Annotated in this window: 20 protein-coding genes; 9 read left to right on the top strand and 11 right to left on the bottom strand. The window is 75.1% G+C overall.

Annotated features, from left to right (window positions below):
- The coding region (locus IH44_RS0115980; RefSeq protein ID WP_255358069.1) for an FGGY-family carbohydrate kinase at positions 1-331 on the top strand (331 nt) is incomplete at its 5' end.
- Positions 332-405: 74 nt separating this feature from the next.
- Positions 406-1,638 carry a glycerol-3-phosphate dehydrogenase/oxidase gene (locus tag IH44_RS0115975; protein ID WP_030460222.1) on the top strand — a complete coding sequence of 411 codons (1,233 nt, stop codon included), beginning with the start codon at positions 406-408 and terminating at the stop codon, positions 1,636-1,638.
- 102 nt (positions 1,639-1,740) lie between these two features.
- Here the strand turns inward: IH44_RS0115975 and IH44_RS0115970 are convergent, their stop codons facing one another.
- Together IH44_RS0115970 and IH44_RS0115965 are read right to left on the bottom strand one after the other, a co-directional pair.
- Complete coding sequence (locus IH44_RS0115970) at positions 1,741-3,156, bottom strand: gluconate:H+ symporter (protein WP_051816948.1); 1,416 nt, start codon at positions 3,154-3,156, stop codon at positions 1,741-1,743.
- Between the two features lie 65 nt (positions 3,157-3,221).
- A complete protein-coding gene (locus IH44_RS0115965) occupies positions 3,222-3,755 on the bottom strand; it encodes a gluconokinase (RefSeq protein WP_051816947.1) in 534 nt (177 codons plus the stop codon).
- Positions 3,756-3,920: 165 nt separating this feature from the next.
- Between IH44_RS0115965 and IH44_RS0115960 the strand changes: the two genes are divergently transcribed.
- Together IH44_RS0115960 and IH44_RS0115955 are read left to right on the top strand one after the other, a co-directional pair.
- Entirely contained in the window at positions 3,921-4,619 is a 699-nt protein-coding gene (locus IH44_RS0115960) for a FadR/GntR family transcriptional regulator (RefSeq protein ID WP_030460219.1), read from the top strand.
- Between the two features lie 245 nt (positions 4,620-4,864).
- Positions 4,865-5,170: a hypothetical protein gene (locus IH44_RS0115955; protein WP_051816946.1), complete on the top strand. Its 306-nt coding sequence runs from the start codon at positions 4,865-4,867 to the stop codon at positions 5,168-5,170.
- Between the two features lie 7 nt (positions 5,171-5,177).
- Here IH44_RS0115955 and IH44_RS0115950 read toward each other — a convergent pair whose 3' ends face one another.
- Positions 5,178-6,029, bottom strand: coding sequence for a helix-turn-helix domain-containing protein (locus IH44_RS0115950; protein WP_081966912.1), 852 nt, complete (start codon positions 6,027-6,029; stop codon positions 5,178-5,180).
- Between the two features lie 55 nt (positions 6,030-6,084).
- Between IH44_RS0115950 and IH44_RS0115945 the strand changes: the two genes are divergently transcribed.
- A complete protein-coding gene (locus tag IH44_RS0115945) occupies positions 6,085-7,284 on the top strand; it encodes an MFS transporter (protein ID WP_030460216.1) in 1,200 nt (399 codons plus the stop codon).
- 134 nt (positions 7,285-7,418) lie between these two features.
- Here the strand turns inward: IH44_RS0115945 and IH44_RS0115940 are convergent, their stop codons facing one another.
- Positions 7,419-8,513 (bottom strand): NADH:flavin oxidoreductase/NADH oxidase, encoded by a 1,095-nt coding sequence (locus IH44_RS0115940; RefSeq protein WP_030460215.1) that lies wholly within the window; start codon positions 8,511-8,513, stop codon positions 7,419-7,421.
- A gap of 116 nt (positions 8,514-8,629) precedes the next feature.
- On the opposite strand from IH44_RS0115940, the gene IH44_RS0115935 reads away from it, so the two are divergent.
- From IH44_RS0115935 to IH44_RS0115925, 3 genes are all read left to right on the top strand, one after another.
- Positions 8,630-9,049 (top strand): metalloregulator ArsR/SmtB family transcription factor, encoded by a 420-nt coding sequence (locus IH44_RS0115935; protein ID WP_051816945.1) that lies wholly within the window; start codon positions 8,630-8,632, stop codon positions 9,047-9,049.
- Between the two features lie 298 nt (positions 9,050-9,347).
- Positions 9,348-11,030, top strand: coding sequence for a glycosyltransferase family 2 protein (locus tag IH44_RS0115930; protein ID WP_030460213.1), 1,683 nt, complete (start codon positions 9,348-9,350; stop codon positions 11,028-11,030).
- Between the two features lie 15 nt (positions 11,031-11,045).
- Positions 11,046-13,892 carry an acyltransferase family protein gene (locus tag IH44_RS0115925; RefSeq protein ID WP_030460212.1) on the top strand — a complete coding sequence of 949 codons (2,847 nt, stop codon included), beginning with the start codon at positions 11,046-11,048 and terminating at the stop codon, positions 13,890-13,892.
- A gap of 64 nt (positions 13,893-13,956) precedes the next feature.
- Here the strand turns inward: IH44_RS0115925 and IH44_RS0115920 are convergent, their stop codons facing one another.
- From IH44_RS0115920 to IH44_RS0115910, 3 genes are all read right to left on the bottom strand, one after another.
- A complete protein-coding gene (locus IH44_RS0115920) occupies positions 13,957-18,507 on the bottom strand; it encodes a hypothetical protein (RefSeq protein WP_030460211.1) in 4,551 nt (1,516 codons plus the stop codon).
- A gap of 45 nt (positions 18,508-18,552) precedes the next feature.
- Complete coding sequence (locus IH44_RS0115915; RefSeq protein WP_030460210.1) at positions 18,553-19,431, bottom strand: hypothetical protein; 879 nt, start codon at positions 19,429-19,431, stop codon at positions 18,553-18,555.
- A 130-nt stretch (positions 19,432-19,561) separates the two neighbouring features.
- Positions 19,562-21,088 carry a hypothetical protein gene (locus IH44_RS0115910; RefSeq protein ID WP_030460209.1) on the bottom strand — a complete coding sequence of 509 codons (1,527 nt, stop codon included), beginning with the start codon at positions 21,086-21,088 and terminating at the stop codon, positions 19,562-19,564.
- A 154-nt stretch (positions 21,089-21,242) separates the two neighbouring features.
- Between IH44_RS0115910 and IH44_RS0115905 the strand changes: the two genes are divergently transcribed.
- Positions 21,243-21,842: a hypothetical protein gene (locus IH44_RS0115905; RefSeq protein WP_030460208.1), complete on the top strand. Its 600-nt coding sequence runs from the start codon at positions 21,243-21,245 to the stop codon at positions 21,840-21,842.
- 128 nt (positions 21,843-21,970) lie between these two features.
- Here IH44_RS0115905 and IH44_RS0115900 read toward each other — a convergent pair whose 3' ends face one another.
- From IH44_RS0115900 to IH44_RS0115885, 4 genes are read right to left on the bottom strand one after another with little or no spacing between them, the layout of a single operon-like run.
- Positions 21,971-22,417 (bottom strand): SUKH-4 family immunity protein, encoded by a 447-nt coding sequence (locus tag IH44_RS0115900; protein WP_030460207.1) that lies wholly within the window; start codon positions 22,415-22,417, stop codon positions 21,971-21,973.
- Positions 22,418-22,460: 43 nt separating this feature from the next.
- On the bottom strand, positions 22,461-23,186 hold the full coding sequence (locus IH44_RS0115895; protein WP_051816944.1) for a hypothetical protein: 726 nt from the start codon (positions 23,184-23,186) through the stop codon (positions 22,461-22,463).
- A complete protein-coding gene (locus tag IH44_RS0115890; RefSeq protein WP_232794957.1) occupies positions 23,183-23,668 on the bottom strand; it encodes a hypothetical protein in 486 nt (161 codons plus the stop codon). The genes IH44_RS0115895 and IH44_RS0115890 overlap by 4 nt, the downstream gene beginning before the upstream one ends.
- Positions 23,665-24,729, bottom strand: coding sequence for a DUF2804 domain-containing protein (locus IH44_RS0115885; RefSeq protein WP_030460204.1), 1,065 nt, complete (start codon positions 24,727-24,729; stop codon positions 23,665-23,667). The genes IH44_RS0115890 and IH44_RS0115885 overlap by 4 nt, the downstream gene beginning before the upstream one ends.
- Positions 24,730-25,052 lie beyond the last annotated feature (323 nt).

The following is a 25,052-nucleotide window of genomic DNA, read 5'->3' as shown; positions in this document are numbered from 1 at the left end:
GAAGGACTCCGGGGTGACGTTGACCGCCCTGAAGGTCGACGGCGGCATGACGTCCAACAACCTGCTGATGCAGAACATCGCGGACGTCCTCGACGCCCCCGTGGAGCGGCCGTACGTGGCCGAGACCACCGCGCTTGGCGCCGCCTACGCCGCCGGTCTGGCGGTCGGGTTCTGGGACGACCTGGACACGCTGCGCGCCAACTGGCACCGCGCCGCCGAGTGGACGCCCAAGATGACGGCCGACACGCGCGAGCGCGAGCGGCGCAACTGGTTGAAGGCCGTGGAGCGCACCATGGGCTGGATCGACCAGGACGAGCGGCCGGAACTGTGACCCGGGCCCGTCAGGACCGCACCGATCGGAAGGAGACGCGGACCGGCCGTGCGCCGGGCCGCCCACCACACACCATGGCAACCATCCCGACCCTGGGCGCCGAGCGCGCCGCCGGCCGCGTCGCCTCCCGCGACGTGGCCCCGCACCTGGTCAACCCGCTGACCTTCTTCGTCCCCGTCTACAAGGGCGGCCCGCACTCCGCCCCCAAACTCGGCGCGGGCGTCTTCCTCTACTCCGCGCTGTCCGCGTTCCGCGACGGCCTGGGCCGGGTGGTCTCCGTCATGACGGTGCGCGCCGCCGTCGAGGCCGGCGCCGTGGTGCTCAACCACGCCGAGGTCACCGGCCTGCGCTTCACCCGCGGCCGGGTCACCGGCGCGGAGGTGCTCGACCGCCTGGACGGCAGCGAGTTCGGGGTGGACGCCCGGCTGGTGCTGAACGCCACCGGCCCGTGGGTGGACCACCTGCGGCGGATGGAGCACGCGGGCGCAGCGCCGTCGATCCGGCTGTCCAAGGGGGCGCACGTGGTGCTGCGACGGCAGGCGCCGTGGCGGGCCGCGCTGACCATCCCGATCGACCACTACCGGGTGTCGTTCGCCATTCCGTGGGAGGACCACGTCCTGCTCGGCACCACCGACGAGGAGTACACCGGCGACCCGCTGGACGTCCGGGCCACCGACGCGGACGTCGACCAGATCCTGTTCGAGGCGGGGCACGCGGTGCGGGGCGAGCACCTGCGGCGCGAGGACATCACGTACTCGTTCGCGGGCCTGCGGGTGTTGCCGGGCGGGCCGGGGACGACGGCGGCGGCGAAGCGGGAGACGGTGGTGACCGCGGGCCGGGCCGGGATGCTGTCGGTGGCGGGCGGCAAGTGGACGACCTACCGGCACATCGGCCGGGTGATCCTGGAGAGGCTCAAGCACGCTCCGGGCGTGGGCCTGGCCGAGGACGTCTCGCCGATCCCGGCCACCGTCCCGCTCCCCGGCATCGGCGCCCCGGGCGCCGTCGCCCGCCGCCTGCTGGTCGACCGCGAGCCGGGCTCCCGGATGGATCCGCTGGTGGCCCGCCACCTGGCCACCCACTACGGGACGCTCTCGTTCGAGATCGCCCGCCTGATCGCGGAGCGCCCGGAGCTGGGCGAGCGGGTGCACCCGGACGGGCCGGACGTGTGGGCGCAGGTGGTGTACGCGGCCGGGCAGGAGTGGGCGTACACGGTGGACGACGTGCTGCGGCGGCGCACCACGCTGACGGTGCGCGGGCTGGACAGTGCGGAGGTGCGCAAGCGCACCGCGGAGCTGCTCCAGGGGTAGCGGCGGGACGGAAAGAGGCGACGCCCTCCGGGAGAAGCGGGAAATCCGGAGGGCGTCGCGGTCTTGGGGGCCGGGTGGGTACGGCGCAGCGGTTCGGGTCGGTCAGATGATCAGGCTGAGCGGCAGGATCAGCGCGATGGCGACCACCGAGATGATCGTCTCCATCACCGACCAGGACTTCAGCGTCTGGCCGACGCTCATCCCGAAGTACTCCTTCACCAGCCAGAACCCGGCGTCGTTGACGTGCGACAGGAACAGCGAACCGGCGCCGATGGCCAGCACCAGCAGGGCGGCGTGGCTGGTGGACATGCCGGCGGCCAGCGGGCCGACGATGCCGGCGGCGGTGATGGTGGCGACCGTCGCGGAGCCGGTGGCGAGGCGGATCAGCACCGCGATCAGCCAGCCGAGCAGCAGCGCGGAGATGTGCCACTTGCCGGACCACTCGCTGACGGCCTGGCCGACGCCGACGTCGATCAGGGTCTGCTTGAAGCCGCCGCCCGCGCCGACGATGAACACGATCCCGGCGATCGGGCCGAGCGCCGAGCCGACCGTGTCGGAGATCTTGCCCTTGTCGAAGCCGGCCGCGCGGCCGAGGGTGAGCATGGCCAGCAGGGTCGCGGCGAGCAGGGCGATCAGCGGGGAGCCGATGAAGTCGAAGATCCGCTGGCCGGTGGCCTTCGGGTCGTCGATCACCACGTCGGCCAGCGCCTTGCCGAGCATCAGCACGACCGGCAGCAGGATGGTGGCCAGCACGGCGCCGAACCTGGGGGTGCGCTCGCGCTTGACGGTGTCGACCGGGGCGGTGTCGGCGGGCCCGGTCTCGGTGGGCAGGGCCAGCGGGCCGACCCAGCGCTGGGCGAGGCGGCCGAACAGCGGGCCGGCCACGATCAGGGTGGGGACGGCGATCAGCAGGCCGAGCGCCAGGGTGACGCCGAGGTCGGCGTGCAGGGCGTCGACGGCGACCAGCGGGCCGGGGTGCGGCGGGACGAGGCCGTGCAGCACCGAGAGGCCGGCCAGGGCGGGGATGCCGATGCCGATCAGCGGGGCGTTGCCGCGGCGGGCCACCAGCAGCACGATCGGCACCAGCAGCACCACGCCGACCTCGAAGAACAGCGGCAGGCCGAGCACGGCGGCGATCAGCGCCATCGCCCAGGGCAGCAGCTTGGGGCCGGTGCGGGCCAGCACGGTGTCCGCGATGGTGTTGGCGCCGCCGGAGTCGGCGAGCAGCTTGCCGAGCATCGCGCCCAGGCCGATCAGCAGGCCGACCGAGGCGACGGTGGAGCCGAAGCCGGTGGAGAAGCTGGCCAGCAGCTTGTCGAAGGGCGCGCCCGCGACGGCGGCGAGCAGCCCGGAGCCGAGGGTGAGGGCCAGGAACGGGTGCAGCTTGAACCGGGTGATCAGCAGCACGATCGCACCGATGCTGAGCAGCACCGCGAGCAGCAGTTGTCCGTTGCTCGCCGTGTGCGGCAGCGCCGGTGCGCCGGCCGCCAGCAGGGTGGGGGTCACGGGGGTCTCCATTGACGGGCCGTCACCGTCCGGCTGTCGGGCGGCCGGTGGCGGGGGTGTGACGTGGGGGGTGGGGGTCAGCCGTTCCGCTGCGCCAGGGCGGCGACGGCGCGGCCGACGAGCGTGTCGGGGTCGGCGCCGACGTCCAGCACGGTGCCGTTCTCGTCCGCCTGCAGCGGTTCGAGGGCGGCGTACTGGGAGTCCAGCAGCGAGGTCGGCATGAAGTGGCCGGTGCGGTGCGCCATCCGGTCACCGACCAGGTCGTGGCTGCCGGACAGGTGCAGGAAGAACGCGTCCGGGCAGGCGGCGCGCAGCACGTCGCGGTAGCGGCGTTTGAGCGCGGAGCAGGTGACCACTCCCCCGCTGCCCGCCGCGGCCCGTTCGCCCAGCCAGCCGCCGAGGGCCTGCAGCCAGGGCAGGCGGTCGCGGTCGTCGAGCGGGATCCCGGCGCTCATCTTGGCGATGTTGGCGGCGGGGTGGAAGTCGTCGGCCTCCGCGTACGGGAGGTCGAGGCGGTCGGCGAGCAGTCGGGCGACGGTGGTCTTCCCGACTCCGGAGACGCCCATCACCACGACGACGGGCGGCTGCTGGTTCTCGGCGCTGAGAGCCATGGGTGGTGCTCCTGTCCTTGCCTGCTTGCGTGGGCAACCTTGACGCAAAGGTATGACTTATTCAAGCGCCCGAAACCCAATCGTCATACTTTTTGGCGTTCGCGCTGGTGAAGGGCGGTGGGACGGGGGCCGCCTTCCCCGGGAGGGCGCCGATAAGCTGGCCGGATGGAGATCCAGGGTCTGCCCGGCCGCCTGCTCGCCGTCCTCGGCCCCGCCATCGCCTCCGGCGAGCTGCCGGAGGGGACGGTGCTGCGGGCGGAGGAGCTGGAGCAGCAGCACGGGGTGTCCCGGACGGTGGTCCGGGAGGCGGTGCGGATCCTGGAGTCGATGCGGCTGGTCGAGCCGCGGCGGCGGGTCGGGACCACCGTGCGGCCGAAGGCCGACTGGGACGTGTTCGACCCGCTGGTGATCCGCTGGCGGCTGGCCGGCGCGGACCGCTCCGCGCAGCTGCGCTCGCTGGGCTCGCTGCGGGTCGCGGTGGAGCCGGCCGCGGCGGCGCTGGCGGCCCGGTGCGCGGGGGACGACGACCGCCGCGAGCTGAGCGCGCTGGCCGTCGAGCTGACCGTCACCGCCCGGGCGGCCGACCTGGACGCCTTCCTCGCGCACGACATCGCCTTCCACGCGGCGGTGCTGCGGGCCTCCGGGAACGAGATGTTCGCGCACCTGAAGGACACCGTGGGCGCGGTCCTCACCGGCCGCACCGAGCACCGGCTGATGCCGCACCGGCCGCGCGAGTACGCGGTGCAGCTGCACCGGGACGTCGCGCAGGCGATCTGCGCGGGCGACCCGGAGCTGGCGGAACGGGCGATGCGGACCATCGTGGTCGGCGCGCTGGAGGAGTTGGACGCCACCCTGCCGGACTGACCGCCCCCGACCGGCCCGACCGGCCTGGCCGGCCCCGACCGGCGTGACCGGCCCGGAGTGGCCGAACGGCCGGAACGGCGCTCTTGCGGGGCGGAATACGATCCTGACGGGGAGTCGGGGCGGTGTCGGCGCGACACGCCCACTGTCGGCTGGATCGGCCCGGTCGGCGGAATAGCCTTGTCCGGGTGGGGGCAGGGCTGGTCCTGGCGCGCCCGGGCGGGTGCGCGACCGACAGGGGGTGGGCGATGGCCGTTCGTCGGCGCGGCCGGCTGCCGGACGAGGTGCGGGCGGCCGCGGTCCGGGCCGGGATGTCGTTCGCGTTCACGGTGGTGGCGTTCGTGGTAGCGCTGCTCGCCTCCTGGGCCCACACCGGCCTGCTGACACCGGCGTTGGCGCTGATGGCGCTGGGCGTCTTCCTCACCGCCTGGTGCCTGATCGACGTGGTGGTCTCCCGCCAGGTCGCCGCCTCCCGCCGCCGGGCCCCCAACTCGGCGGCCCCGCTGGACGGTTCGCGCGAGCACCGGAACGGCGAGCGGGCCCGGGGGTACTGACGGGCCGTCAGCTCTGCCGGTGGCGACCGGGGGTGGTGCCGAAGGCGTGCCGGAACGCCTCGATGAACGCGCTGGGCGAGCGGAAGCCGCAGGCGGCGGCGGTCGCGGTGACCGAGCGGCCCTCGGCGAGCAGCACCAGGGCGTGCTGGAGGCGCAGTTGGGTGCGCCACTGCGGAAAGCCGAGGCCGAGTTCGCGGCGGAACAGGCGGCTGAGGGTGCGTTCGGCGGCGCCGACGGCGCGGCCGAGTTCGGCCAGCGAGCGGTCGTCGGCGGGGTCGGCGGCGAGCAGGTCGGCCAGGTCGCGCAGCCGGGGGTCGGTGGGGCTGGGCAGGCCGAGCGGGAGTTCGGGGGCGTGCGCGAGCTGGTCCAGCGCGGCCTGTTCGAGCGTCCGGGCGGGGCGTCCGGTGGGGGCGTCGGGGCCGGTCAGGTGGGCGATGATCTCGCGCAGCAGCGGGGTGGCGGCGAGCACGGCGGGCGCGGCGAGCCGCAGCGGGTTCGTGCCGGCCGGGTAGACCAGGCAGCGCAACTCGCTCGGCCCGTGCGCCCGGTGGGTGTGCGGCACCCCGGCGGGCAGCCACACCGCGCGGTGCGGCGGGACGACCCACTGCCCGTACGGGGTGCGCACCTCCAGGGCGCCGCGGCCGGGGGTGATCAGCTGGTTGACGTCGTGCCAGTGCCAGTCGATCCGCTCCCGGTGGGCCAGCGGGTGGCGGCTGGGGCCGGTCTCCTTCTGGTGCGCGGCGGACGCGTGGGCGGCGGCGGGCGCGGCTCGTACTGCTGCGGCGGCCCGCGCTGCTGCGGCGTCCGGGCCGTCCGGGCCGTCCGGGCCGTCCGGGGCAGGTTGGCGGGTTGGCGACATGGATTGGCAGAGTACCGGAAGCCCGCACGGCGCCCCGGCCGCCAGGCTGGTGCGCATGACGAGCGAACTGGCCGGTGTGTGGCGCCGGATGCGGATGTGGGGCGCGGCGCACGCCGTGGACGACCTGTACCAGGGGCTGGTGCCCGCGGTGGTGCCGTACTTCGTGCTGGAGCGCGGCTACGGGTACGTGGCGGCGGGCGGGCTGACGCTGGCGGCGACGCTGGGCAGCGCCGTCCCGCAGCCGCTGGTCGGCCTGCTGGTGGACCGGCGTCCGCTGCCCTGGCTGTCGGCGGCGGGGCTGGCGCTGGCCGGGCTGGGCGTGGGGCTGAGCGGGCTGGCCGACGGGTACGCGCTGGTGTGGCTGCTGGTGCTGCTCTCCGGCCTCGGGGTGGCGGCGTTCCACCCGGCGGCGGGGCGGGCGGCCCGGGAGGCGGCGGGCGACTCCACCAGCGCGATGAGCGTCTTCGCGGCGGGCGGCAGCGTCGGGTTCTTCCTGGCGCCGGTGCTGGCCACGCCGCTGCTGGCAGCGTGGGGCGTGCGGGCGACGGCGGTGTTCGTGCTGCCGGCGCTGGTGATGGCGGCGGTGCTGTTCCGGGCCCGGCACCGGACGTACCCGCACGCCGGGGGCGGGGCGAAGCGGGCCGGGAAGGACCGCTGGCGGCCGTTCCTGGTGCTGACCGGGGTGGAGGTGGTCCGCTCGGTGGTGTTCTTCGGCGTCAGCACCTTCATCGAGCTGTACTGGCTGCGGCAGTTGGGCGCCTCGCACCTGCTGGCCGGGGCCGCGCTGACCTGCTTCCTGCTCGGCGGCGTCGCGGGCACCCTGGGCGGCGGGCGGCTCGCGGACCGGATCGGCATGGTCCGCACCGCGCAGTGGGGCACCGCGCTGACCGTCCCGATGCTGGTCCTGCTGCGGGTGACGCCCGGTGCGTGGGCGCCGCTGCTGTTCGCGGTGCTGGCGGGCGCGGCGCTGAACCTGCCGTTCGCCGTCCTGGTCAAGCTGGGCCAGGACTACCTGCCCAACCGCCCCGGCACCGCGGCCGGCGTCACCCTGGGCCTGGCCGTCAGCATCGGCGGCCTGATCGCGCCGCTGTTCGGGCTGATCGCCCAGCAGCACGGCCCGCAGGGCGTGTTGACCGTGCTGCCCGCGATCCCGCTGCTGGGCGTGGCGCTCGGCGCGTTCATGGTCGAGCCGGGCCGCTGGACGGACGCGGCGGACGACGACGACCCGGCTCCGGAGGCCGAACTGGTCGCCTGAGCGGGGTGTTCGGAACCCGGGCGGAACGGCCGGGCGGCGGGGTGCACACCCCCGAGGTGCACCCCGCCGCCCGTTCCGCCGCCGGCCGTCCCCCGCCGGCCTTCCCGCCGTGGCGGGGGTCGGCCGCGACGGGGTCAGCCGCGCGGGCCGACCGCGTAGCCGTACTGGGCGGGCCAGTTGCGCGGGACGTCGAGTTCGCGGGCGGCGTGCAGCGGCCAGTAGGGGTCGCGGAGCAGCTCGCGGCCGAGCATGACGGCGTCGGCGCGGCCCTCGGCGACGATCTGCTCGGCCTGGGCGGCGTCGGTGATCAGGCCGACCGCGTTGACCGGCAGGCCGGACTCGCGGCGGACGGTCTCGGCGAACGGGACCTGGTAGCCGGGCTCGACGGCGATCTTCGCGTGCGGGACGTTGCCGCCGGTGGAGACGTCGACCAGGTCGACGCCGATGGCCTGCAGCTCCTTGGCCAGCAGCACGGACTCCTCGACCGTCCAGCTGGGCTCCTCGGGGAGCCAGTCGGTGGCCGAGATCCGGAAGAACACCGGGAGTTCGGCGGGCCAGACGGCCCGGACCGCGGCCGCGACCTCGCGGGCGAAGCGGCTGCGCCCGGCGAAGTCGCCGCCGTAGCCGTCGGTGCGGTGGTTGGAGACCGGGGAGAGGAACTGGTGGGTGAGGTAGCCGTGGGCGCCGTGCACCTCGACGACCTGGAACCCGGCCGCCAGGGCGCGGCGGGCGGAGGCGGCGAAGTCCTCGACCAGCTCGGCGATCTGGGCCTCCGTCAGCTCGGCCGGGACGGGGTGGCCCTCGTCGAACGGGATCGGGGACGGGGCGACCACCTGCCAGCCGCCCTCCTCGACCGGGAGCGGGCCGCCGCGCTTGCTCGGGTGGTTGCTGGACGCCTTGCGCCCGGCGTGGGCGAGCTGGATCGCCGGGACGGAGCCGTGCTGGGTGATCAGCGCGGTGACGCGGGCGAGCTGCTCCTGCTGGCGGTCGTTCCACAGGCCGAGGTCCCACGGGGAGATCCGGCCGTCGGGGCGGACGCCGGTGGCCTCGACCATCACCAGTCCGGCGCCGCCGGCGGCGCGGGAGCCGAGGTGGGCGAGGTGGAAGTCGGTGGCGGCGCCGGTGTCGGGCCCCTCGGGAGCGGCCGAGTACATGCACATCGGGCTGAGCCAGATCCGGTTGGGGATGGTCAGCGAGCGGAGGGTGAGGGGCTCGAACAGGGCGCTCACGGCTGCCTGTCCTTCCTGTGGTCCGGGATCGGGGTGCTTTCGCGTGCTTCGCTTCGTACGATACTCACCGTACTACGACATCTGTCAAACTACGAGAGGTGTCGTACTATGGCGGCGTGACCATCGACCACGACCGGGACTGCCCCGGCCTGCTGCCCGAGCCCGCCACCGCGGAGCTCCGGCTGGTCTGCGTGCTGCACGCACTGGCGGACCCGATCCGGCTGCGGATCGTCGCCGAGCTGGCGTGCGCGGGGGGCAGCGAGCTGAACTGCCTGGCGTTCGAGCTGCCGGTCACCAAGTCGACGATGACGCACCACTTCCGGGTACTGCGGGAGGCCGGAGTGATCCGGCAGCACCGGCGCGGCACCTCGAAGATGAACACCCTGCGCGAGGACGACCTGGCCGCCCGCTTCCCGGGCCTGCTGGACGCGGTGCTGGCCGCCGCGCGCGCCTGCCCGAACGCCGCCCCGGCGAACGCCGCGGCGCCTGCCGCGAGCGCCGAGAGCGCCGAGAGCGCCGCGCCCGCCGCGCGCTGACCCGGCCGCGGCGACTACCGAGCGCCATCTGACGGGCCGTCAACTCCCGGCGGAATCACGCCACCCCGTTCGGCGAACGCCCGCCACTCCATGATCGGAACCGGGGCGCCACTCTGCACGTCACCCGCCCCGGAGGCCCCGCGCGCACCGGCGCGACGCCCGTTCGTGACACGGTCATGCCTGGTCACGCACCCTTCACCGGAGTTGAGCCACTGTTCATCCCCCGTGGTCATTTGGTCTATACCAATCGGGTAATCTGACCGGCGACAGGTGTCAATGTCTGGCCGTGGGGGGCCCAATGACTGCCAATCACCTTCCGTCACCACCTTCCGATCAGGAGCTCTATTGGTATTTCGGGCCTCAGCGCCGCTGGGTCCCGCTGCTCTCCGCGCTCGCCTTCACGCTCAGCGCGGGCACCATGCTCAGCTTCTCGCTGCGCACCCCGGCCCTGTGGCCGTTCCTCGCCGTCCTCGGCGTCAACGCCGTCGCACTCGCCCTGACCTGCCTGAACGGCCTGCGCCGCCGCCGCTTCACCCGGGGCGGCCACGAACTGCTGGTCGCCGCCTGGCAGCCCGCCGAACCGCCGTCCGTCGACCTGTACCTGCCGACCTGCGGCGAACCGCTCGACATCCTGGCCAACGCCTACCGCGCCGTCGCCCGCACCACCTACCCGGGACAGCTCGACGTGTGGGTGCTCGACGACGCCGACCGGCCCGAAGTCGCCGCGCTGGCCCAGGAGTTCGGCTACCACTACGTGGTCCGCCCGAACCGCGGCGAGTTCAAGAAGGCCGGCAACCTCAACCACGCGCTGACGCTCAGCCGCGGCGAGTACGTGGCCATCCTGGACGCCGACTTCGCGCCCCGCGCCGACCTGCTCCAGCACCTGCTGCCGTACTTCGGCGACCCGAAGGTCGGCATCGTGCAGAGCCCGCAGTGCTTCGACACCGACGCCTCGATGGGCTGGGTGCAGCGCGCCGCCGGCTCCGCCCAGGAGTGGTTCTTCCGCTGGGTGCAGCCCAGCCGGGACGCTTCCGACGCCGCCATCTGCTGCGGCTCCAACGCCGTCTACCGGCGCGCCGCGATCGACGCCGCGGGCGGCTTCGCCCGGCTCGACCACAGCGAGGACATGTACACCGGCCTCGCCCTGCACCAGAAGGGCTACACCACCCGGTACGTGCCGGTGCTGGTCGCCAAGGGCACCTCGCCGGACTCCACCACCAGCTTCGTCAACCAGCAGTACCGCTGGACAATGGGCAACCTGCACCTGATCGGCGACCGGGCCACCCGCAAGGCGATGACCTGGCGGATGCGCCGCTGCTTCGACGAGGGCATCGTCGGCTACCTGGCCGCCGCCGTGAACGTGCTCACCGCCCCGCTGCCGCCGCTGGTCATGCTGTTCGCCTTCCCCGGCGAGGTCCGCGCCTGGTACGTGCTGCCGATGCTCTCCCTGCTGTGGCTGTGGCACGTGCTGCTGCCCCGGGTCAGCCGCACCCGCTGGCGCTCCGAAGTGCTGCGCGCCAACGTGCTGATGAGCTTCGCCGCCGCCACCGCCTACTGGCACACCGCCCGCGGCCGCAGCGCCGCCTGGGTGCCCACCGGCGTCGCCAAGCCCGGCCGCTCCGGCGGCATGGCCCGCAAGGTGCTGCTGGTCTCGCTGCTCTGGACGGCCGGCACGCTGGCCGCCACCGGCATCGGCGTCGCCGCCGCCACCTGGCTGCACGGCTGGAACACCACCTGGGGCCTGGCCCTGTACCTGGCCGTGCAACTGCACCTCGGCGTGCCGCTGATCCGCGACCTGTACGCCGAACTCCGGCCCCGCGCAACCGAGTCCGCCGAGCCCACCGCATCCGCCGACTCCGGGGCCCACCCCGCGATGCGTCCGCGGCGCTGGCCCGAGGCCCTCGCCGTCACGAGCACGCTCGCCCTGATCGCCCTGCTCGCCTCCGGCTGGGCGGCCCCGATGCTGCCCTGGCTGGGCTGAAAGGTCCACGCTCCCGTGTCCACCAGTACCGCCCCGAGTACCGCCCCGCTCACCGTCGTGCTGAGCCAAGCACCGGTCGAGCGGCCGAAGTTCCGACCCGACATCGAGGGCCTGCGGGCCGTCGCCGTCCTCGCCGTGCTGGCCTTCCACGCCGCCGTACCCGGCCTGGCCGGCGGCTTCGTCGGCGTCGACGTCTTCTTCGTCATCTCCGGCTACCTGATCACCGGCCTGCTGCGCACCGAGACCGCGCGCACCGGCCGCGTCCGGCTCGCCGAGTTCTACTCCCGCCGGGCCCGCCGGCTGCTGCCCTCGGCCGCCGTCGTGCTGGCCGCCACCGCCGTGCTCGGCGCCCTGCTCACCGCGCCGCTGCGCCGCGCCGACCTGGAGCGCGACGTCCTCGCCTCCGCGCTGTCCGTCGCCAACTGGCGCTTCGTCGCCGAACAGACCGACTACCTGGCGGCCGGCCGCGACCCGAGCGCCCTGCTGCACTTCTGGTCGCTCGCCGTCGAGGAGCAGTTCTACCTGCTCTGGGCCCCGCTGCTGGCCCTCGCCGCCCGCTGGGCCTGGCGGCGGCGCACCCTGCTCGGCCTGACCCTGCTGCTCGGCGCCGGCTCCTTCTGGCTCTCCCTGCACTGGAGCGCCGGCGCCTACCTCTCCACGCCCACCCGGGCCTGGCAGTTCGCCGCCGGTGCCGTCATCGCCCTGCTGCCGATCAATCAAATACCCAGGTTTGCACGGGAGTTGATGGGCCTCGGCGGCCTGGCCGGGGTGCTCGCCGCGGTGCTGCTGTTCGACGCCCGCACCCCCTACCCCGGCTACGCCGCGCTGCTGCCGACCGCCGCCACCGCCGCGATCGTCCTGGCCGGCTCCGGCGGCACCCACCTGGTCGGGCGGGCGCTGTCGCTCGGCGCGCCGCGCGCGATCGGCCGGCTCTCCTACAACCTGTACCTGTGGCACTGGCCGGTGCTAGTGCTCGCCGAGGCCCACTGGGGCGCCCTGCACTGGGGCGTCAAGGCCGCGCTCACCGCCGCCGCCGCGCTGCCCGCGTACGCCGCGCTGCGCTGGCTGGAGCAGCCACTGCGCCGCAGCGCGGTGCTCGGCGAGATCCCGCGCCGCGGGCTGTCGCTGGGCCTGACCGCGGTGGTCTTCCCGGTGCTGCTGGCGCTGGTCGTCGGCTCCGGCACCATCCGCAACCTGGGCCCGGCCACTCCCCCGGACCCGTCCGGCCTGCCGCCGGGCGCCCGCACCGGCAGCAGCCTGCTGGCCGCCGCGCCGCCCCCGCACGCGCCGACCGTGCCCAACCCCGTCCAGGCCCGGCAGGACTTCCCGCCGGACGGCGCCTGCGAGGTGGACCCGGCCGACACCACCAGCCCGCCGTGCCGCTTCGGCACCGGCGACGACCGGATCGTGCTGCTCGGCGACTCGCACGCCGGCCAGTGGTTCTCCTCGCTGCTCGGCATCGCCGCCCAGCACCGCCTGTCGGTCGAGGAGCTGGTCAAGCAGGGCTGCCCGCTGCCCGAACTCACCGTCACCAACCCGCAGTTGGGACGCACCTACCACGAGTGCGACACCTGGCGGGCGAACGCCCTGACCCGGCTCAAGGACGGCCCGAAGCCCAAGCTGATCGTGGTCTCCACGCTCAACCGCTACACCGCCGACCGGGCCGCCCTGCTGCACGGCTGGGAGCAGACCCTCACCCCGCTGCGGGAACTGGGTGTCCCGATCGTCTACCTGCAGGACACCCCGAACCCCGGCCTGGACGTCCCGGCCTGCGTCTCCGGGCACCCCGACACCACCTCCGCCTGCGACTTCCCGCGCACCGAGGGCCTGTACGCCGACCCGCTGGCCGAGGAGATCGCCGCCGGGAGGTTCCCAGGCGTCAAAACCGTCGAGGTCAACTCGGTGCTCTGCCCGGGCAGTGGGCGCAGCTGCCCGGCCGTCCTGGAGCACGTGCTGCTGTACCGCGACGACTCGCACCTGACCAACGCCGCGGCCGTGGTCCTCACCCCGCGACTGGACCAACTCCTCACCGACGCGGGCGCGTTCGGCACCGGGTGGACCACCCTGCTGCACGACGGGTTCGACGGCCCGGCCGGCGCCAAGCCCGACCCCGCCACCTGGCAGTACGACCTGGGCACCTGCTACCCCGGCTGCCCGGCCGCCCAGTGGGGCACCGGCGAGGTCGAGACCATGACCGACTCCGCCGAGAACGTCCGCCTGGACGGCAAGGGCGCGCTGGAGATCACCCCGACCCGGGACCCGGCCGGCCGCTGGTCCTCCGGGCGGATCGAGTCCAGGCGGGCCGACCTCGCGGCCCCCGCGGGCGGAATCCTGCGGGTGGAGGCCGAGTTGGCGCTCCCCGCCGTCAACGGCAAGGCCGCGGCCGGGTACTGGCCCGCGTTCTGGGCGCTCGGCGGCAAGCTCCGCGACGGGTACACCGGCTGGCCCGGCGTCGGCGAGCTGGACGTGCTCGAATCCGTCGGCGGGCGCGGCGTGTTCGGCACCCTGCACTGCGGCACCACCCCCGGCGGGCCGTGCAAGGAACCGAACGGCCTGGGCTCGGGCGAGCAGCCCTGCGCGGACTGCTGGGGCGCCTTCCACACCTACACCGTCGAGGTCGACCGCTCCACCAGCCCCGAACGGGTCCGCTGGCTGCGCGACGGCCGGGAGTACTTCGAGGTCACCGCCGACCAGGTCGACCCGGCCGCCTGGGACCAGGCCGTCCACCACGGGATCTTCCTGATCCTGAACGTCGCCATCGGCGGCAACCTCCCGGCCGCGTACGGCAGTTCGCCCACGGAGGCGACGGAACCCGGCCACCCGATGAAGGTCGCCTCGGTCACCGTCTCGACGAAGGGCTGACGAACCCGCGGGGCCGCGGTACCGGACGGATCCGTCCGGTACCGCGGCCCCGGCGCGTGTCCGGCTACTCCGGCTTGCGGAACACCCTGGTCGCGGTGATCTCGCCGTGGACGGTCGGCCCGTCCGGGCCCTGCGGGGCCGGGAGGCCGGGGCGCAGGTGCTCCTCGACCGAGATGTACTTGAGGCCGGCCCGCAGGTCGGCGTCGTTGCGCAGCCGGATGACGAGCGGGAACTCGGCGAGTGCGGTGGTGTCGAACAGGCCGGTGGTGTAGATGAGTTGGACGCCGAGCGCGTCGGCCACGGCGCGCTGCAGCTCCAGCAGGTAGGTGGCGTTGGCACGGCCGATCGGGTTGTCCAGGAACAGCGTGCCGGCGTGCCGCAGCTGGGACTGGCCGCGGTCGTTGGCGCGCAGCGCGGCCATCGTGCAGTACAGGGCGATGGCCGCGGTGAGCAGCTGGCCGCCGGAGAAGACGTCCGACATCTGGCCGACCGAGACGCGTTCGGCGCGCAGCACCGCGTCCGGCTTGAGGATCTCGACCGAGACGCCCTTGGGGCCGATCGCGGCGGCGACGCCGCGCAGCAGCAGGGACATGCCGTCGCGGCGCAGGTCGGAGTTCTTCCTGACGGCGGAGCGGGTGGCCTCGTCGATGACCTCGCCGAGGCGTTCGACCAGGACGGCGTGGTCCGGGTCCTCGAAGCGGATCCGGAGGAACTCCTGGCCCGACCACTCGCCGAGGCCCTCGGGGAGCCGGGAGAGGCGCTGGGCGGCGCGCAGGGTGCCGAGCGAGGTCTCGACCAGGCCGCGCAGCCGGTCGACGATGGAGGAGCGGTTGCGCTCCAGCTGGGCGAGTTCGTCGGTGAGGACGCGCAGCCGGGGCGCGAACGCGGCGGCCCAGGCGGCGGCGTGGTCGGGCAGGGCGGCGGCGGGCAGTTCGCGGATCTGCTGCCGGGCGGGGGTGCGGACGGCCTCGTAGCGGGCGGCGTTGGCGTGCCGGACGAGGGCGTCGGCGGCGTCCCGGACGGCGAGTTCGGCGCCGGTGAGTTCGGTGGCGGCGGTGCGCATGGCGCGCCGGGTGTCGGTGACGGCGGAGCGGGCGGCGGCCAGCGAGCCGAGGTAGGCGTCGGCCTCGGGGTCGGTCTCCTCGCCGTTGTCGCGCAGCGCGTCGCGGAGCTGTCCGGCGAGTTCCTCGAAGTCGCCCGCGGCGGCCTGCGCCTGGTCGGACGTCCGTTGCAGGTCGCCGTGTTCGGTGCGGGCGGCCTCGACGCGTTCGCGGCGTTCGGCGAGCAGGGCGGTGGCGGTGCGCAGCAGGGCCTGGGCGTGTTCGGGGTCGGCGGGGAGCAGGTCCTCGGGGAGTTCGGTGTGCGCCTCGCCGCCCGCGGGGGCGGAGCGTTCGGCGTCGCCGCGCAGGCGGCCGACCTCCTCGGAGGCGGCGCCGGAGCGGGCCTCGATCAGGGTGACGAGTTCCTCGGCGCGGGCGGCGGCGGCCTGCCGGGCGGGGCCGTCGGCGCCGTCGGGGCTGGCGAGGAGTTCCTCGGCGCGGGCCTTGACCTTGTTGCTGAGGCGGTCGAGTTCGGCGGCGGAGGCGGTCTCGTCGCTCTCGGCGCGGGCCTGTTCGGCGCGCAGGTCGGCGCCGACGCCGACCTTCTCGTAGAGCTGGGCGGCGGCCCGGTACGCCTCGCGCAGGGCGGGCAGCGAGGCGGGGGCGACGGCGGTGTCGGGTTCGGCACCGGCGCCGACGGCGGCGATCTCGGCGCGTTCGCCGCGCAGGGTGCGGGCGGTGCGGCGGGCGTCGTCGGCGGCGCGCTGGGCGGCGCGGCGGTCCTCGTCGCAGGTGCGGGCGCGTTCGGCGCACTGGGTCTGGCGGCGTTCGCACTCGGCGACGTCGTCGGCGAGTTCGCGCAGCCGGCGGGTCCAGTTGGGGCGTTCGCGCAGCCGGAAGGCGAGTCCTTCGAGGGCGTCGGCGCGGCGGCGGGCGCGCTGGGCGGCGTCCCGGCACTCCTCGTGGCGGGCGGCGGCGGCCTGGTGCTCGGTGTCGGCGTCGGCGCGCTCCGCGCGCAGGGTGGCGAGTTCGGCGGCGGTGGTCTCGGCGTGCAGGGCGGCCGCGGCGGCGTTCTCGGCGAGTTCGGCGAGGGTGCCGGGCGGGCAGCTGGCGTGCCAGGAGGCGAGCCGGGCGGCGAGGGCGCGGTCGCCGCCGAGGCGGGCGGCGAGTTCGCGGATGTGCTCCTCGCGGGCGGTGGCGCGGGTGCGCAGTTCGCGGCGTTCGTCGTCGGCGGCGGTCTCGTTGTGCATGGCCGGGTTCGGCGGCACCAGGAAGTACGCGGGCTCGCCCTCGATCGGGGCGATCAGGGCGGCGGCGGTGCCGACGGCGACGGTGGAGCGGGGCAGCAGGGCGGCGGCGGCGAGCGCTTCGCGGGCCCGGTCGAGCGAGGCGGGGTCGGTGACGACGACGCCGTCGACGAGTTCGGGGCGGGCGGCGAGGATGGCCTCGTGGTCGGCGGGGTCGACGGACTGGGCGAGGTAGCGCCAGCCGGGGAGGGCGGGAATGCCCTGCTCGCCGAGGTGTTCGACGGTGGCGAGGACGTCGGGGCCGGGCGGCAGCAGGCCGCCGTCGCCGAGGGCGGCGAGGATCCGGGAGTCGTCGGCGGCGGCGGTGCGCAGGTCGAACAGGGTGCGTTCGGCGGTGGCCACCGACTGGTCGAGCAGTTCGCGCAGGTCCTCGGCGGAGGCGTCGAGCTGACGGGGCGTCAGGAAGCCTTCGGACTCCTGGGCGCCGTCCTGGTAGGGCGTCAGGGAGAGCAGTTCGGCGAGCCGGGGTTCGGCGGCGAGCTGGGCGGCGGTGCGCTGTTCGGCGGCCAGGGCGCGGTCGGCGGCGGCGCGGGCGTCGCTGGCGCGGGCGGCGGCGAGGTCGGCGCGGGCTTCGGCGGCGGCGGCTTCGCGGGCCCGGGCGGCGGCCTGGTCGGCGGCGGTGCGGGCCCGGTCGAGGGCTTCGGTGGCGGTGGCTCCGGCGTCGGCGGCCTGGAGGGCGGCGCGGGCCGGGTCGGCTTCGGCGCCGGGGTCGTCGATCCAGCCGGCCGCGACGGCGGCGGCGGTCTCCTGCTCGACCTCGCCGAGGCGCTGGCGCAGGTGCTCGGCCTCGGAGCGGGCCTTCTGGGCGGCGGTGGCGGCGGCGGTGGCCTCGGACTGGGCGGCGGCGCCGTCCTCCTGGAGTTCGCCGGCCCGCAGCTCCTCCTGGTCGGCGCGGGTCTCGGCGGAGGCGGCGGCGGCTTCCAGGGCGCGGGCGAGGGCGCCGGCGGCGCGGTCGCGGGCGGCGAGGGCGGGGGCGGCGTCGAGTTCGGCCTCCCGGATGGCGGCGGCGACCCGGGCCGCCCGGTCGGCGGCGGCGCGGTGCCGCAGGACCGCCTCGGCGGCCTGCCAGGCGGCGAACTGGGCGCGGGCGTCGGTGAGTTCGCGGCGCAGCCGGGCGGCGCCCGCGGTGGCCGCCTCCAGGCCCAACGTGGCGTGCCGGTAGGTCAGTTCGGAGACGATCAGCGAGTGCCGGGTGCGGTCGGTCTCGGCGGCGGTGACGGCGCTCGCGGCGGCGGCGACCTCGACGGCCAGGTCGTGGACCCGGTCGCGTTCGACGGCGGAGCGGGCGGCGAGCGACAGCGCGAGCTTGCGGGTGCGGCGTTCGGCGGCGCGGTGGCCCTCGCGGACGGTCTCGCGGGCGGCGGTGGCGTCGACGATGCGCTGCAGCAGGTCGACCGAGCCGGCGGTGAAGTCGCGTTCGGCGGCGAGTTCGGAGCGGCGGCCGAGCTTGGCGGCGAAGCCGTGGACGAGGTCGGCGAGGCCGTCGGTGTCCCGGGTGTCGGTGACGGCGCGCAGCAGCAGGTCGGTGAAGTCGGCGTCGTTGCGGACCGCGAACAGGCCGGCCGCCTCGCCCTCGTCGGCGTTCATCTCGCGCTGGTAGCGGAAGAGTTCGGGGTCGAGGCCGAGGGCGCCGAGGTGTTCGATCCAGCGGTCGTGGATCTCCTCGAAGGTGACGTCGAGGTGCGGCTGGGCCTTGCCGGCCTCGGTGAGGGCGTCGCGGAAGCCCTTCATGGTGCGGCGGCGGCCGCGGGTCTGCTGGTCGCCGGTGAGGGCAGGGCGTTCGGCGACCGGCAGGCCGTCCAGGGTGAGGCCGGGGCCGGGCCGGAAGGAGTACCAGAGTTCGGCGAACTTCCGCGGGTCGGAGGAGACCTGGCGGCCGCGCCACTCGCTGACCTTGCCGACCACGATGAGTTCGCCGGTGACGGTGTGCTGCCACTCCAGGGCGACGTGGCCGCAGTCGTCGGCGAGCAGGAACTTGCGCAGCACGCCGGAGGAGGCGCCGCCCAGGGTGTTGCGGTGGCCGGGCAGCATCACCGAGAAGATCAGCTTGAGCAGCACGGACTTGCCGCCGCCGTTCTCCAGGAACAGCACGCCGGCGGGCGCGGGGCGGCGCTGCGGGCCCTCGGGCTCCTCGCCGAACAGGCCGATCTGCTGCGGCTGCGGCTCGGGGACCGGCTCGCCGACTCCGCGCAGGTCGAGCACCGTGTCGGCGTAGCGGGCACCGGCCGGTCCGATCGAGTACAGGCGGACCCGGTTCAGCTCGTACATGTGCGGTGGTTCTCCTGGAGCGGTTGCGGCGGTGCCGTGGGTGGGTCAGAGGGCGTGGAACGGGAGGCCGGCGTCGGCCACCAGTTCGTCGCTCTCGTCGGGCGGGGCGAGGGTGGGGGTGCCGTCGCTGACCGGGACGACGCCCAGGTCGAGGAGTTCGGCCATCGCGGCGCCGCCGGCCAGGTCGCGGACCTGCAACTGGTAGCGGGCGGTGGTGCGGTAGGTGCCGCCGGAGTCGTCGGAGGTCTTCTGCAGGAAGCCGGAGTCGACCAGGAAGGACACCGCCTTGGAGACGATGCCGGTGGTGGAGCCGGCCAGCCGGCGGGCGTCCTTGGTGGCGCCGGTCGCGGAGCGGCGGGCCCAGACCCGCCAGGCGGCCTCCAGGCCGGGGGCGTCGCTGGCCGGGTCGGTGTTGGCGCCCTCGGCCTCGGCGCGCTCCTCCAGGCGGCGGCAGGCCTGCCGGACGAACGCGTCCACGCCGTTGACGGTGACCCGGCCGAGGTAGCCGTCGTCGGCCAGGTCCTCGGGGCGGGGGAAGGCGAGCGCGGCGACCGCGAGGTGCGCCAGGCCGTGCAGGAAGCGGTCGGTGGACTCGGAGGCGGCGCGCCGCGAGTAGTCGCCCATCCGGACGGCGAACACCGAGTCCTCGGCGGCGGCCACCGCCATCCCGGCCCGGGCGGAGACCTCCAGCACGACCAGGCCCATGCCGGTGGCGACGGCGTCGGCGAGCCGGCCGAACGGCGGGTCCTCCCGGTAGCGGCGCACCAGTTCGCCGTACTCGGCGTCCCGGCCGGGCAGCAGCTTGGCCTGCAGGCCGAAGGAGACCAGCCGGGCGGCCTCGGCGACGTCCGCCGGACTGATCGGCGCGGGGGCGGCGGCCGGTTCGCTCTCGGGCGGTGTCCACGCCTCGCTGGTGGTGGTCATCCGAGGGCTCCTTCGGTGCGGGCGGTACGGGTGGTGCACGTGCTACGAGTGGTGCGGGTGGTGCAGGCGGTATGGGCGGTGCACGTGCTACGAGTGGTGCGGGTGGTGCGAGCAGGAGGGGGGTTGCCGGTCACACGGCGTCCTTGCGGTCGGCGGCCATGCCCACCGCGTCCAGCAGCGCGCTGCCGACGATCAGGTCGGCGCCGCCGAAGCCGGGGTCGTCCAGCCGGGTGCCGTCGTCGACCGCGAACAGCAGCCGCTCCTCGCCCTGCCGGTACGCGGTGCCGACCGGCGGGCTGGCCGCGTGCACGGCCAGCAGGGCGACCAGGTAGGCGAGTTCCTCGCCGTCGCCGTCCCCGCCGGGGCCGGTGCCGCGGGCACGGGCGTCGGCGAGCAGGCCGGAGAGCCGACGGGGGGCGTCGGCGGGCAGGTCGAGCAGGTCGAGGGCGGCCTCCAGCTGGGCCTCGGAGAACCGGCTGTCGTCGGGGGTGGCGACCAGGTCGGGTTCGGGGAGCTCGGCGCCGAGGTGCTCGCGTTCGACGGGCGGGGTGAGCAGCAGGTCGACCAGGTCGGCGACCCGGACCGAGACGGGCGTGCGCAGGCCGGTGGCGCGGGCGAAGAACGCGTCGGTGGGCCGGGTGGCATCGCCGAGCGGCAGGGTGAGCACGGGGGCGAGCAGCTGGCCGTACAGGTCGATGCCGCTGCGGGCGGTGGGCGCGGCGAACGCCTGCCGGTCCTGTTCGGCGCGGAACAGCGGGCCGGCCTCCAGCAGGCGGGTCTGGAGCTGGGTGTGGCGGCGGATGCAATCCTTGACGATGTCGACGAGTTCGGCGGCGCGGCGCTTGTGCTCGCCGTCGGTGCTCTCGTCGCGGGCCTTGCGGATGTTGGTGAGGATCGCGTTCTCGTGCCGGTAGCGGTCGGCGATGTGGTCGAGCGCCTCGTCGATCAGGTCGGGGACGGTCTCCATCCAGTCGACCGCGCGGACGTTGCGCCGGGTGGCCTCCAGGGCGCGGCGCAGCGTCTCGGCGTACTGGACGGTGCGGTAGCGGGCCTGTTCGGCGGCGAGCTGGGCGTCGGCGAGGCGGCCGCGCCGGATCAGCACCTCCAGCTTGACCTCGGCGGCGATCTGGGCGCTGGTCACGTCGGTGTCGAGGGCGCCGACCAGCACGTTGACGGCCTCGTCGGTGGTGCGCAGGTAGACCCCGCCGTCCTGGCCGGGGACCTCCTCGATCAGCTTGAAGTCGTAGTCGCGGCGGGTGTACTCGCCGTCCGGGCCGAAGGTGCCGTAGACGGCGCGGAAGCCGCGGTCGACGCTGCCGACGTTGATCAGCGACTCCAGCACCCAGCGGGCGACCCGCTCGTGCTCGGCGGCGGTGCGCCGCGGGTTCTGGGCGGCGATCCGGGGCAGCAGGCGGGCGAGCACTATGTCCCGGTCGGCGCCGGTGTCGAAGTCCATGTTGAGGGTGACCAGGTCGATCGCGGCGAGGCCGACCTCGGCCATGGCGTACGAGGCGTACTCGCCGGCCAGGTTGACCTTCCGGCTGTCCAGGTCGTGCAGCGGGGCGGTGCACGCCAGCGCCTTGAGCCGGCGGGCGAGTCCCTCGTCGGCGGCCGGGCCGGGGGCGGGCCGGGTGGGCTGGTCTGCGATGGCGGTCACGGTGGACAAGATTAGGGCTTTCCGCGGACAGGTCCGAAAAGCCCCTTTCGGGCGGCCTGTCCCGGCGTGTTGAACACGTTCAAATTCAGGTCTAGAGTCCAAGGCGCGACACCGCGTGCCGTCTCCGGCACCCGCGCCATGAGGGGGGTTCCCCATGTCCGACATCGCCACCGTCCCCGCCGGTTCCACCACCGCCGGCCCGGATTCCGCACCCACCGCCGACACCGCGCTCGTCCGCCGCCGGATCAGGCGCTGGCTCTGGCTGTTCATCACCTGCCTGGTGCTCAGCGGCCTGACCGCCTTCCCGCTCCAGAGCGAGACCTCGCTGCTGGCCCACCTGGTCGACGCCACCGGCCTGGACTCCCTGCTCCCCGCCCTCGACGCCTGGGTCCACCGGGTCCGCGAGGGCGTCGCCGACGGCTACGGCGACCACCCGTTCCTCGCCTACGGCACCGACTGGCTGGCCTTCGCCCACCTGGTGATCGCCGCCGCCTTCTGGGGCCCGCTGCGCGACCCGGTCCGCAACGTCTGGGTGATCCGCTGGGCGATGCTCGCCTGCGGCGGCGTCATCCCGCTCGCCCTGATCTGCGGCCCGCTGCGCGACATCCCGCTGTTCTGGCGATTCATCGACATGTCGTTCGGCGTGCTCGGCGTCGTCCCGCTGCTGATCGTCCACCGCCTGATCCGCACCCTGGAGTGGCAGCAGGCCCTGCGCACCCACCACGACTTCGCCCGCGTCGTCCCCTCCCCCTGACCCACCGGGAGCCGGGAGCCGGGCAGCCGGGCCGGGCATCCGGGCCGGGCCGGATCCCGGCCGGGGCCACCGGCCGGGGAACCGGGCCTCCGGCCCGGAACGGGAGTGCTGAGCCTTCGGGGGGAGGCTCAGCACTCCATGCCGTAGCCCAACTCCTCCGCGGCGATGCACCAGTACGCGTTCTCGTCCGCCACCGCCGCCGGGTCCACCGCCGCGAACCGGGCCAGCAGCGCGTCCGTCAGCTCCTCCGCCGCGGCCAGCGACTCGTCCGGCTCCTCGCCCGCCTCGTACCGCTCGGCCTCCGCCGCCGCCTCCCGGTACAGCTCCAGGAACGCGAGCAGTTGCCCCGGACCGGAGTTCAGCAGCCCGGGCTCGCCCTCCTCCTCCGGCAGCACCATCACCGGCCCGCCGTCGACCCGCACCCCGAGCGCGCTCACCCCCGGATCGACGGCGACCAGGTGGTAACGCGCCCCGTCCACCTCCCACTCCTCGTACGGCGCCCGCCGCCACTCCCCCGGGTAGGGCAGCACGTCGGCACAGGCCAGGGTCAGCGCGTCGAGCTGGGTGTCGTCCATGCGGGGCACGCTACCGCCGGTGGCGGACAGCCCGGCCGGACGGTCAGAACGGCGGCTCCGCGAAGCACCCGCCGCTGGCGGTCCGCTCGTCGTCGCGCCGCTCCCGCTCGGCCCGCAGCCGGGCGTAGCGTTCCTCGGCCGCGCGGTCCTCGACGTTCTCCAGCACGGCGGTGTCCCGGCCCCACGCCCGGAGGTAGTCGAGGGCCCGGTCCCGGCGGAAGCGGTCGGTGGAGGTGGCGAGCAGGCGCTCGGCGTGCCCGGCCAGCTCGAGGCGCAGGTCGGCCAGGTCGGGGTGCTCGGACAGCGGGAGCGCCGCGATCAGGGCGGCCTCCCGGACGTCCTGGTCCGCGTCGGTGAGGAACGGGCGGACGGCGGCGAACAGGTCGGGCCGCAGGGCGCGGAACTCCCGCAGGGGCGGGTGGGGGCCCTGGCCCAGCCATCGCCGCATGGCTGCCACGCGGGCGTCGTCCGCGTCGTACGCCATCGCCTCCAGCCACGTCAGCAACCGCAACCGCAGCCGTGGCGCGTCCGCGAACTCGCCGAGGATCGCGGCCAGGTAGCGGGCCACCGGCGGCGTCGCGCCGTAGATGGTGTTCTGGTGGTCGACCAGGTGGAACACCCGGTCGAGGGCCCGGGCCCGCTCCGCCGGATCGGGGTCCGTCATCCGGGCCAGCAGCGCCGCGTCCAGCCGCTCCGTCGGGTGCGGGACCTCCAGCGACGGCCAGTCCACGGCCGCCAGCAGGGCCCGGTGGTGCGGGAGTTCGGTCATCGCGGGTCTCCGGTCGCGGTCAGTCGCAGGTCGCCGTCCCAGGACTCGCAGCGGACGGTGCCGCCCGGGAAGTCGAGTTCGAGGGCGGTGCGGCCGGTGCCCGGGGTGTGCTCCTCGCGGGCGGCCAGGACGGGGTGGCCCAGGTGCGGGGCGAAGGGGGTGTCGTGCGGGGCGTCGCGGACGTCGAGGCGGCCCCACTCGCCCAGGTCGACGTCGGCGTGCGGCCAGTCCTCGGCGACGATCAGGCACCAGTCGCTGCCGGTGCCGACGAAGGTGCAGCCGCCGCGGTCGTCGCGCAGCCAGACCACCACGGGGTCGGCCGCGCGTTCGCCCTCGTGGCTGTACCAGGACGCGACCACGCCGGTCAGCCGGCGGCCGACCAGCGCGGCGAGGTCGGGGCCGGGGCCGTGCGCGGGGCACATCGCGGGCGTGGCGGGCGCGGCGGGACCGGTGGGCGCGGCGGGACCGGTGGGCGTGGTCACCAGCGCATCCGGACGTCCTCGGCCCAGCCGAGCAGGCCGTCCACCGCGACGCGCAGGCCGTCGTCGGTGCGGATGGTGCCGCGGTAGTGGCCGAAGCACTGGTCGGTGCGGTTGGCGATCAGGCCCGCCTCGGTGCGGGTGCGGCGGTCGTGGAAGGGGTGGAAGGCGAGGTCGACCTGATCGCTGCCGGGGGTGGTGATCCGCCAGGGGGCGAGCGGGTCGGCGGGGTCGTAGTGCCAGGCCAGTTCGGTGCCGATCTTGCTGAGCCGGCCGTCCACGCACAGCGCGTTCTCGGTGCTGCCGGTGCCGACCGTCCACTGCCCGCCGAACTGCAGGCCCACGGTGTGCCCGTCGGTGCGGCCGGACGCGGCGCCCCAGTTCCAGCCGAGCGAGCGCGGCCAGCGCCCGCGCCCGTGGTCGAGCACGCCCCAGGCGTCGTCCCCGAATTCGTACGTGCGGTCGCCGAGCCGGACGGTGCCGGTGGCGGGGCGGGCGGTGTGCTTGGAGGTGTACTGGAAGCGCTTGTCGTCCCAGGGGACGACCACCGACAGGGTCTCGTGGCCGTCGGGCAGCGCGACCAGCAGGTCGGCCTCCAGCGGGCGCAGGTCGGCGGTGAGGGCGCGGGCGCGCAGCCGGGTACCGCCGGGCTCGTGGGTGATCGAGATCCGGACCCGGCGGCGGCCGGGGCGCTCCGGCCCGACGGTGAGGTCGGCGCCGTGCGGGCCGCCGGAGCCCGCGATGCCCGCGGGGAAGGCGGTGGGGCGCAGCGGCAGGCCGGGGGCGATCGCGGTGCGCTCGTGGTCCTCGAGGACGCCGTGCTCGTCCCAGGAGAGGAAGTACACGGTGTCGAGGGTGAGGAAGTCCAGGTCGCTGACGGTGAGCGCGAGCAGGTGGGTGGGCGTGGTGACGCACCAGTACTCCCACCGCTTGGTGCGCCCCCAGCCGCGCAGGTTGCCGCGGTGCAGCGGAGTGCGCGACCAGCCGACGGCCCCGCGGTGCAGCCGCCCGTCGGGGCCGCACAGGTCGACGGGGCCGGTGATCTCTCGCTCGTGGGTCGCCATCCGCGCACCCTACTGCCGTGACCTGCGCGAAAGCCATGGCCCGACGACGCCCGGCCGCCGTTCCTCCGCGCAGGGACGAACCCTCCGCCCGGGAACGCCGCCGGGCATTCGTCTACGCGTAGAGGAACTGCCCACCCGGGGACCCCGCGGGGAGTTCGTCTACGCGTAGAGGAACTGCCCACCCGGGGACCCGCGGGGCGTTCGTCTGCGCACGGATGAACCGCCGACCCGGAGGACCCCGCGGGGCGTTCGTCCGTGCGCAGACCAATCCCTCCGCCCGGAAACGGCGGTGGGCCGTTCCTCCCCGCGGGGACGAACGGCCC

Source organism: Kitasatospora sp. NRRL B-11411 (assembly GCF_000721345.1).
In the GTDB taxonomy this organism is placed as follows: Bacteria; Actinomycetota; Actinomycetes; order Streptomycetales; family Streptomycetaceae; genus Kitasatospora; species Kitasatospora cineracea.
This window is presented reverse-complemented; position numbering and strand designations above follow the sequence as displayed.